Genomic DNA, 8,840 nt, shown 5'->3' on the forward strand with positions numbered 1-8,840 from the left:
GAAGTAGACGTTGGTCGTGGCCTTGACGTTGTAGTTGTCGATATCGCCCATCCGGCTGCGCAGACCTTCGGTGGCGGCGGTCTGTTCGGCAAAGCCCTGCGCGGTGCCATTGCGGATCATGTTGGCGGTCTTGAAATCGCCGTTCTTGAAGGTGATCTGGCTGGCCAGCAGATTGGTGCCAGATTGCATGGTCTTTACCGTTACGGGCAGGCCATTCAGCAGGTTCGTGACGGTCAGCTTCTTGCTGCCGAACAGGCCGGTGCTGGCCTTTACCGTGGTCGCATCATTCAGGAAGATCACGGAACTGGTTCCGTCAGCGGCGGTGACCTTCATCTTGTCACCCTTACGCGCGGTGATCACGCCCTTGATCTCGGGGCCTTTGATCATATCGGCCATTTCGGGGAGTGCTTCCCCTTCGACGATGATGTTAGGGTCCTGCGCTGCGTCCTGCGCCACAACATGGGTTGAAGCCGATGCGGCGAGGGCAGCGAGGGCGATCATGCCCCCACGTTTCGCGTTGAATTTTGCCATGACTCTGCTCCTTGGAAACTTGCAGGTCTGTCGGTGTTGCGACGAAACTTTCTATCGGATGAACGCAGTTGGCCGAGGCGGTGTTTCTGCGGGCTAGCCGGGCGGCGGGTGCGACGAACCGAAGTGGAGGTTTCGGGCAGTGGATGGATCGAGCCGCGATTCAGGCCGGGAAAAGGATCGGCGGGTCACCCGCTTTCCACGGCGCAAACTTCGCCATTACAGATGCGAACAGGTGGGATTCGAGGTGCCCGGCCAACCAGTGCTGAAGGTTGGCAAGCGGCTGCGCATCGAACCACACAGGATCGACGGCAGCGAACTGGCGGACGAAGGGCATGATCGCCATGTCGGAAAGGCCGCGCGCCGTGCCGCAAAGCTGACCTTGTTCGGCAATGCGGGCATCAAGATCGCGGAGGAAAGTGAGGGCGCTTTCCCGGTGAACTAGTGCATCGCTGCCGTGGCGTTCGGGATATTTGTAGCGGTCGAGATCGTGCTTGAACGGGCCATCATTGCGCGTGATCAGGGCGTCGTCGGTGCGCTTCAGCCACTGTTCGGGGTCGTTCAGGGTGAGCGCCCAGCGCATCACGTCAAGGCTCTCGTCGATCACCCTGCCATCGGGAAGGAGCAGAACCGGGACCGTGCCTTTTGGAGAGGCGGCGAGCATGTCAGTGGGCTTCGCAGCCAGCTTCACTTCACGCAGTTCCACCCGCACGCGGCTTACCGTCACGGCCAGCCGCGCGCGCATGGCATAGGGGCAGCGGCGGAAGCTGTAGAGGACGGGCAAGGCGCTCAGGCGGGTAGGCCGATCAGCGAAATCTGGCGTCCATAACCGGGTTCGTTACGGTGCGTGGCGCGGCGGAAGGAGTAGAAGCGATCTTCCTGACCATAGGTGTCCTCACCCAGCATTCCGACCTTGGCGATACCTGCATCGCGCAGGCGCGAGGCGACATAGCCTTCGAGATCGAACCATGCATGGCCTTCGCGCCCTGCGCGGAAGAAGCGTTCGTTTTCAGGTGTTTGTTCGAGGAAGCGGGCTTCGAAGGCGGCGTCCACTTCATAGCTTTTCTGCGCGATGCAGGGGCCGATCACGGCGGCGACGTTCGCGCGGGTGGCACCCAGTGCTTCCATCGCCGCGATGGTGGCATCGGTCACGCCCGTAACCGCGCCTTTCCAGCCCGCGTGCGCCGCACCCACCACGCCTGCCGCAGTATCGCAGAACAGCACCGGCGCGCAGTCTGCCGTCAACACGCCAAGGACAATGCCGGGACGGTTCGTGACCAGCGCATCGGCTTTCGGACGATTTGCATCGGCCCACGGCTCTGTCACTGTCACCACATCGGGCGAATGGATCTGGTAGCAGGTCTGTAAGGTTCCGCCGGGCAGCACGGCCTGCACCGCGCGAGAGCGGTTTTCCGATGTGAGCGCGGGATCATCCTCGCTATAGCTGACGTTGAGACCGGCAAGGTCGCCCACGCTCACACCACCGCGACGGCCAAGAAAGCCGTGCGCGGTGCCAGTAAGCAGCGGATGGTTCAGCGCTTCGACACTCACGCTTCAAGACTCTTGCTTACCTGTTCGCGCACATCGCGCGAGAGGGTGGGTTCGGCGGCAATGCGTTCAAGTTCAGCGCGCATCAGCGCGGCGCGACCCTCGTCCACCTTCTTCCAGCGGCCGAGATAGGGCACGAAGCGCGCGGCGACGTTCCCGTTGATCGGATCGAGCTTCAGGATGAGGTCCGCGATCAGGCGGTAACCCTCGCTCCCTTCGCGGTGGAAGGCCTGGGCGTTGGCCGCGAAGGCCATCCACAATGCGCGGACGCGGTTGGGATTGGTCATGGTGAAATCGGCGTGCTGGCAAAGCGCCTTCACATGCTCGGTCACCCTGGGGTTCAGCGATCCGGCCTGAAGCGAGAACCATTTGTCGGTGACGAGCATGTTGCCTTCGAAACGCGCGTGGAAATCGGCCAGCGCGGCTTCGCGTTCGGGACAATCGAGGCTGCACAGGACCATCAGCGCGCCTTGGCGGTCGGTCATGTTTGTGGCGGCATCGTATTGCGCCTTGGCGCGGCGAGCGGCTTTGGTCGGATCGGCTGCGGCAAGATAGACCAGCGCCTGCGTCTTGCACTTGCGCGCGCCGCGTGCGGTAGCTTCGAGGCTGTAGGGCACGGCGGAGCAGCGGTCGTGCAAGGCCAGCCACTTCTCTTTCAGCGTTTCGCCCAGCCAGCGCTTCAGGCCTTCGCGTTCGGCAAAGATTCGCGTGGGATCGGCGCGGGTGAGCTGTTCGGCAAGGTAGGCCTCACCCGGCAGGATCAGCAGTTCACCGCGCATGAGATCGTCGAGCGCGGTATCGTCGAGAATCGCGCCCATCGCAGAGCCGATAGCATCGCGCGAGGTTTCGGGATCGGACAGCGTGTCCGCCACAGCGCCGACCAGATGGCGCACGATAAGCTGCTGCATCGCTTCATAGCGGGCGAAAGGATCGTCATCGTGCTGGGCAAGGAAAACGAGGTCTTCCGTGGTGACCGGCGCGATCACTTCGACGGGCGCGGAGAAGCCGCGATTGATCGAAAGCACCGGCAGCGCGTCGAAGCCTTCGAAGGCGAAGGTCTGTTCCGCTTCTGTCAGTACCAGCAGTTCCTCACCGCGATGCGCGCCCGTTGCACGGTCAAACAGCGCGGTGCGCAGCGGAATCACCATCGGATGCTTGATGGGCTGGCCGGGCGTCGGGACCATCGTCTGCGACAGGTTAAGCGACAGTGTGGTGCCTTCCAGCGCCACCGTGACGGTGACCTTGGGCGTGCCGGCCTGTTCGTACCAGCGGCGGAACTGCGTGAGGTCCAGCCCCGCGCCATCCTCGATGGCCTTGACGAAATCCTCGCACGTGGCCGCTTCGCCATCGTGCCGGTCGAAGTAGAGCGTGGTGCCTTTGAGGAAGCGGTCCATGCCTGCCAGCACGGTCATCATGCGGATGACTTCGGCGCCCTTGTTATAGACGGTGGCGGTGTAGAAGTTGCTGATCTCCTGATAGGAATCGGGGCGGATAGGGTGCGCCAACGGGCCGGAATCTTCTGGAAACTGCACCGCGCGCAGGATGCGGACATCCTCTATCCGCTTGACCGGGGGCGATCCGCGATCCGCGCTGAACTGCTGGTCGCGCAGCACGGTGAAGCCTTCCTTGAGGCTCAACTGGAACCAGTCGCGGCAGGTGACGCGGTTGCCTGACCAGTTGTGGAAGTATTCGTGCGCGACCACGCCTTCGATTGCGTCATAATCGCCATCGGTCGCGGTTTCAGGGTCGGCCAGAATGTAGCGCGTATTGAAGACGTTAAGGCCCTTGTTCTCCATCGCGCCCGCATTGAAATCGCTTACCGCCACGATGTTGAAATCATCGAGATCGTATTCGCGACCATAGACCTGCTCGTCCCACTGCATCGACGCGATGAGCGAGCGCATGGCATGATCGGTGCGGGCTTCGTCACCGGGGCGGACGTAGATGGCAAGGTTCACCTTGCGGCCAGACATGGTGGTGAAGCTGTCGCGGTTGGCCAGCAGTTCGCCCGCCACCAGCGCGAAGAGGTAGGATGGTTTGGGCCACGGGTCGTGCCATTCGGCCCAGTGGGTGCCATCGCTGTTATCACCGGCAGCGGTGGGGTTGCCGTTGGAGAGCAAGACGGGGAACTGCGCCTTGTCTCCACTCATCCGTACCGAATAGACCGAAAGCACATCGGGCCGGTCGGGGAAGAAGGTGATGCGGCGGAAGCCTTCGGCCTCACACTGGGTGCAGAGCAGGCCATTGGAGGCGTAGAGGCCGGAAAGCTGGGTGTTGGCGGCAGGATCGATCAGCGTTTCGATGCCCACGTCGTGTGCATCGCCCGGCAGGGCGATCACGAGGTCCGCCCCGTCCATCCGCCAGTCGTTATGGGCGTGGCCATCGACGGTTACGGCCTTTGCTTCCAGCCCATCACCATTGAGGCGCAAGTGTGCGGTGCCGGGTCCGGCGGGGTTCTTCGCAACCTTGAGGGTGGCCTGCACCCGTGTGGCGTTGAGCGACAGCGCAAAATCAAGCGCGATTTCAGGCACCAGCCATGCGGGCGGTTGATAGTCCGCGCGGTGGATCACGGTCGGGGCGATTGCGGGCGTGCCGGAGAGATCGTTCATGCACGTGAACTTAGGAACTGGTGCGCAGTGCGGCAATCGCGGTTATCAGCGTTTTGATGGGAAACATGCTGATCTTTGGAATGGGCTATACCGCACAAGTGCTGGCAGGGCGGCTGCGAGCACAGGGTTGGACGGTACGCGGGACCGGAACCACAGGGGATATGGCCTTTGCCGACAATGCGGCGGTGGAAGCTGTATTGGCCGAAGCGACGCACGTGCTGTCCTCGGTTCCCCCTTTGCGGGAAGGAGGCGATCCGGTTTTGCAAACCTATGGCGCGGCGATTGCGCAGAGCGGTGCCGAATGGATCGGATATCTGTCTTCCACCGGGGTGTATGGCGATGCAGGCGGCGCTTGGGTCGACGAAAGCGCGCCAGTGGGCACCGGGCGGCGTTCGGCGCGGACAAAGGCTGACCTCGATTGGCAGGCGCTTGCCGCCAAGGTACGGGTATTTCGCCTGCCCGGCATATATGGGCCGGGGCGCAGCGCGCTGGAGCGCGTGATGGATGGCAAGGCGCACCGTATCGCCATACCCGATCAGGTGTTCAGCCGCGTCCATGTGGACGATATTGCCAGCGGGGTCATTGCGGGCTTCGATGGGGCGCCGGGCGTTTACAATCTGGCCGACGACCTGCCGTGCAGCCAGAACGCGGTGATTGAGGAAGCGGCGCGGCTGCTGGGGCAGGAACCGCCACCAATGCACTCGCTGGAAGAGGCCAACCTTTCCCCTATGGCGCTGGCGTTCCATGCCGAGAACCGGCGCGTGGCCAATGGCAAGGCCAAGCGCTTGTTGGGTTGGAAGCCTGCCTTCCCGACCTATCGCGAAGGGCTGCGCGCCTTGAGCGCCAGCACGAGGCCGAGCATCGCCAGCGCCGATCCGGCCATCGCCAGCACCGACCAGCGATAGCCTTCGAACAGGGTGGATAGCAGCATGGCGATGACCGGCACCAGCACGCCATTATAGGCCCCGCGCCCTGCGCCAAGGCGCTGCAGCAGGCGGAAATAGAGCGGGAAAGTGACGACCGAGCCAATGAGGCCGAGGTAAAGCACGCCAAAAATGTAGCCGGGCCTTGTATCGAACTGCGGCGGACCTTCGACGGTCCATGCAAAGGCCGCGTCGATCAGCGCGCCGATCAGCATCGCCCATGTCAGCATCGGCACCATCGGCAGGGTCCGCGCTGTGGGGCTGGCTTGCAGAACGTTGGCGCACGATGCGCTGCATAGCGCGGCAGTGGTCAGCGCTATGCCTGTCAGCACCTGGCCTTCGGGTGGGGCCATGCGGTATTCGTGCAGCAGCAGCAGCGCGATTCCAGCGCCTGCCACTGCTGAACCGCCAAGAAAGCCGCGCGTGACCGGCTGTTTCAGCACAATCCATGCCAGCAGCGCATTGGGCACGACCAGAAGCGCGAAGAACACCGCGACGATGCCTGACGTAAGGTGATGCTCCGCGCGATAGACGAACTGGAAATTCATCACGAACTGCAACAGGCCCAGCAGTGCGGCCAGTTTCAGGCCCTTGGCAGAAATCCGCAACGATTCGCGGCGGAACAATGCCAGCGCGCCCATGCCGATGGCAGCAGCGGTGAAGCGCCATGTCACCGACCAGCTTGGCGGAACGCTGCCGATCTGATCCTTGATCACCAGCCACGTCGAACCCCAGATCAACGCGACGAGAATGAATGGCCCCGCAACGCTCCATTGCCAGAACCGGGCCTGCCCCGGCATTTCATGCTCGTTCATAGCGCGGCGATGGCGTTGGCGAGCGCGGAGACATGGGCTGCGTCGCTGTTCCAGGCGGTGACGAAACGCGCTGCGCCGGGTGCACCTTGCGGAGCTGTCCAATCGTAGAAGTCAAAGCCCTGTGCGCGCAGCGTGGCCTGTTCGGCGGGGGATAGCACGACGAAAAGTTCGTTCGCTTCTACCGGATGGAACAGCCTTTCACCGCAGGCGGCGGCGATTTCCTGCGCGGCGGCATTGGCTGCGCGGGCGTTGTCCAGCCACAGATCACCTTCGATCATCGCCAATACTTGTGCGGCAAGATAGCGGCCCTTCGATTGCAGGTGCCCGGCGCGCTTGCGGCGGTAGCGGACGACATCGGCCAGTTCCATGTCGAAGAACACCAGCGCTTCGGCATTCATCCCGCCATTCTTGACGCAACCGAACGTCAGCACATCGACGCCTGCCTGCGCCGTCACTTCCGCCGGGTGGCAGCCAAGATGCGCCACGGCATTGGCAAAGCGCGCGCCATCCATGTGGAGCCCCAGCCCGCGCCCCTGCGCCAGCGATCCAATGCGCGCCACTTCTTCAGGACTATAGGCACAGCCGTATTCGGAAGCCTGCGTGATGGATATCGCGTGGGGCTGAACCTGATGCACGTCGTTTCGGATCGGGTCGATCACACGCTCGATGGATTGCGGCGTCAGCTTTGCGCCTTCGCCATCGGCCAGCATCAGCTTGGCCCCGTGGGTATAGAATCCGGGCGCGCCGCCTTCATCCATCTCGATATGCGCTTCGCGATGGCAGACAATGCTGCCGTGGGGCGGGACCATTGCAGCAAGCGCAAGGCAGTTGGCGGCGGTGCCGGTGGCGACCCACAAGGCGGCGCATTCGGTGCCGAACAGTTCGGAAAAGGCATCGTCCAGACGGCGCGAAAGGGCATCGCCATCATAGCCCGAATCGGGCGCATCGGCGGCGTGCATCGCTTCCCACACGCGGGGGTGGACGGCGGCGGCGTTGTCGGAGAAGAACTTCATCGGAAACCGCAATGTGGGCGTGCGCGTTTCGGGTCAAGCAGTCACAAGAGGCCAAGCAAAATGTCGGATATCGCCATCACCCATCTCGATCAGGGCGCACGCGGAGAATATCACGCAAGGGTAGAAGGCAACGAGGCCATCGGACGGCTGACCTACGAGCGAAAGGGTGACGTCGTGGTGGCCGATCACACGCTGGTGCCCACCGAAATCGGCGGGCGCGGCGTGGCGGCAGAGCTGGTCAAGGCACTGGTTGCCGATGCGCGCAAGTTCGGGTTCAAGATCGTGCCGCAGTGCACCTATGTGGAAGCCGCGTTCCGGCGGCATCCTGAATGGGCGGATTTGCGGGCCTGATCAGGCGGGTTGGAGCAACTCGCTTTTCCACTTCATCAACGCGCGAACGAGCTTTTCGGAGGTGGTGGTGTAAGCCCCTTCCAGCGCTTCGCCGGCCGCCCGATCCTGCCCATCCAGCGCCAATTGCAGCACGCGGCCTGCCTCGCGGTGAAATTCGGCATGGACGCGCGTAATCACCGAATGCGGGATACCATTGCGGTGGCTGGGATCGAAGGCCGGATCATGCAGCCATTTGCCGAACTTGCAGTTGCAATCGCCTGACGCCTCATGCGGCGTAACCTCGCTCTGATGGGTTCGAATGGCCGTGCGCAGGCGCATTTTCCACAGTCCGTGGGCACCAATTGCATCATCGATCTGTCGGGCAAGTGCTGCGTTTGACATGGTGCGACCTTCTGCTTTGCCGTGTTGAGCGCGCAGTAATGAGTGCCGCGTTATGGAATTCTTCCGATGTGCCTAGGGAAAGCTACGTAGCGACGCTTCCTAGCCAGAAGCGACCTTGCCATCGGTCCGAGCGCGTAGACCAGCGATGCCGAAGAGGTAGGGAAATGGTGCTGCTGGGGAGGATTGAACTCCCGACCTCAGCCTTACCAAGGATGCGCTCTACCACTGAGCTACAGCAGCACACCATTTCCGCATGGCCACCTGTGGCACCGGCGAACCGGCGGGGTGGGCAGGGGCGCGCTAATGACGGGGGCATGGGGCTTTGTCAAGCGACTGTTCCTGAAGGTCTTGCGGTAAATGCCGTATCCTTGCAATCAGGCCGATATGAGTGACGCAAAACCACCAATGAACCGAGAGGAACGGCTGGCCGCTCGCCTGCGCGAGAACCTGAAGCGGCGCAAGGCGCAGGCGCGGGCGATGGGAACTGTGGCGGACGCCAGTGGCGAATCGCCCGATTCGCTGGAAACCGGGCTTTCCAATCCGGCCTCCTGACGCTAGGGGCGCGGTTCCATATTTCAGTCAGCTACAGGATGCCCCGATGCCCCGCCTGATCCTGATTCGCCACGGCCAGTCGCAGTGGAACCTCGAAAACCGCTTCACCGGCTGGTGGGA

Annotated in this window: 10 protein-coding genes, 1 tRNA gene and 1 pseudogene; 4 read left to right on the forward strand and 8 right to left on the reverse strand. The window is 62.8% G+C overall.

Translation table 11 applies throughout. The annotated features are described in order from the left end of the window. From ACOVQ0_RS12690 to pepN, 4 genes and pseudogenes are all read right to left on the reverse strand, one after another. Nucleotides 1–531: pseudogene (locus tag ACOVQ0_RS12690) on the reverse strand (OmpA family protein); the annotation flags it as partial. Between the two features lie 160 nt (nt 532–691). After that, nucleotides 692–1,321, reverse strand: a complete 630-nt coding sequence (locus ACOVQ0_RS12695; protein WP_421885007.1) for a glutathione S-transferase — start codon at nt 1,319–1,321, stop codon at nt 692–694. After that, nucleotides 1,318–2,079, reverse strand: coding sequence for a peptidoglycan editing factor PgeF (gene pgeF / locus ACOVQ0_RS12700; RefSeq protein ID WP_421884991.1), 762 nt, complete (start codon nt 2,077–2,079; stop codon nt 1,318–1,320). Before pgeF ends, ACOVQ0_RS12695 begins: the two co-directional genes overlap by 4 nt. After that, entirely contained in the window at nt 2,076–4,685 is a 2,610-nt protein-coding gene (gene pepN / locus ACOVQ0_RS12705) for an aminopeptidase N (RefSeq protein ID WP_421884993.1), read from the reverse strand. Before pepN ends, pgeF begins: the two co-directional genes overlap by 4 nt. Nucleotides 4,686–4,741: 56 nt before the next feature. On the opposite strand from pepN, the gene ACOVQ0_RS12710 reads away from it, so the two are divergent. After that, nucleotides 4,742–5,590, forward strand: coding sequence for an SDR family NAD(P)-dependent oxidoreductase (locus tag ACOVQ0_RS12710; protein ID WP_421884995.1), 849 nt, complete (start codon nt 4,742–4,744; stop codon nt 5,588–5,590). Here the strand turns inward: ACOVQ0_RS12710 and ACOVQ0_RS12715 are convergent. Together ACOVQ0_RS12715 and ACOVQ0_RS12720 are read right to left on the reverse strand one after the other, a co-directional pair. After that, nucleotides 5,500–6,423, reverse strand: a complete 924-nt coding sequence (locus tag ACOVQ0_RS12715; RefSeq protein ID WP_421884997.1) for a DMT family transporter — start codon at nt 6,421–6,423, stop codon at nt 5,500–5,502. The two genes, ACOVQ0_RS12710 and ACOVQ0_RS12715, sit on opposite strands and share 91 nt — an antisense overlap. Beyond that, nucleotides 6,420–7,436 carry a threonine aldolase family protein gene (locus ACOVQ0_RS12720; RefSeq protein ID WP_421884999.1) on the reverse strand — a complete coding sequence of 339 codons (1,017 nt, stop codon included), beginning with the start codon at nt 7,434–7,436 and terminating at the stop codon, nt 6,420–6,422. Before ACOVQ0_RS12720 ends, ACOVQ0_RS12715 begins: the two co-directional genes overlap by 4 nt. Before the next feature lie 60 nt (nt 7,437–7,496). On the opposite strand from ACOVQ0_RS12720, the gene ACOVQ0_RS12725 reads away from it, so the two are divergent. Then, nucleotides 7,497–7,787: a GNAT family N-acetyltransferase gene (locus ACOVQ0_RS12725; RefSeq protein ID WP_421885001.1), complete on the forward strand. Its 291-nt coding sequence runs from the start codon at nt 7,497–7,499 to the stop codon at nt 7,785–7,787. Here the strand turns inward: ACOVQ0_RS12725 and ACOVQ0_RS12730 are convergent, their stop codons facing one another. Both ACOVQ0_RS12730 and ACOVQ0_RS12735 read right to left on the reverse strand, forming a co-directional pair. Next, the gene (locus tag ACOVQ0_RS12730; protein ID WP_421885003.1) at nt 7,788–8,168 is read right to left on the reverse strand and encodes a CZB domain-containing protein; all 381 of its coding nucleotides are present in this window, start codon (nt 8,166–8,168) and stop codon (nt 7,788–7,790) included. A 165-nt stretch (nt 8,169–8,333) separates the two neighbouring features. Then, nucleotides 8,334–8,408 (reverse strand) — tRNA-Thr (locus ACOVQ0_RS12735). Between the two features lie 144 nt (nt 8,409–8,552). On the opposite strand from ACOVQ0_RS12735, the gene ACOVQ0_RS12740 reads away from it, so the two are divergent. Together ACOVQ0_RS12740 and ACOVQ0_RS12745 are read left to right on the forward strand one after the other, a co-directional pair. Continuing rightward, entirely contained in the window at nt 8,553–8,720 is a 168-nt protein-coding gene (locus ACOVQ0_RS12740) for a hypothetical protein (protein ID WP_421885005.1), read from the forward strand. Between the two features lie 46 nt (nt 8,721–8,766). After that, nucleotides 8,767–8,840, forward strand: a 74-nt coding sequence (locus ACOVQ0_RS12745; RefSeq protein ID WP_421885009.1) for a histidine phosphatase family protein, incomplete at its 3' end; no start/stop codon positions are given.

Source organism: Novosphingobium sp. (assembly GCF_049240505.1).
Classification (GTDB): domain Bacteria; phylum Pseudomonadota; class Alphaproteobacteria; order Sphingomonadales; family Sphingomonadaceae; genus Novosphingobium.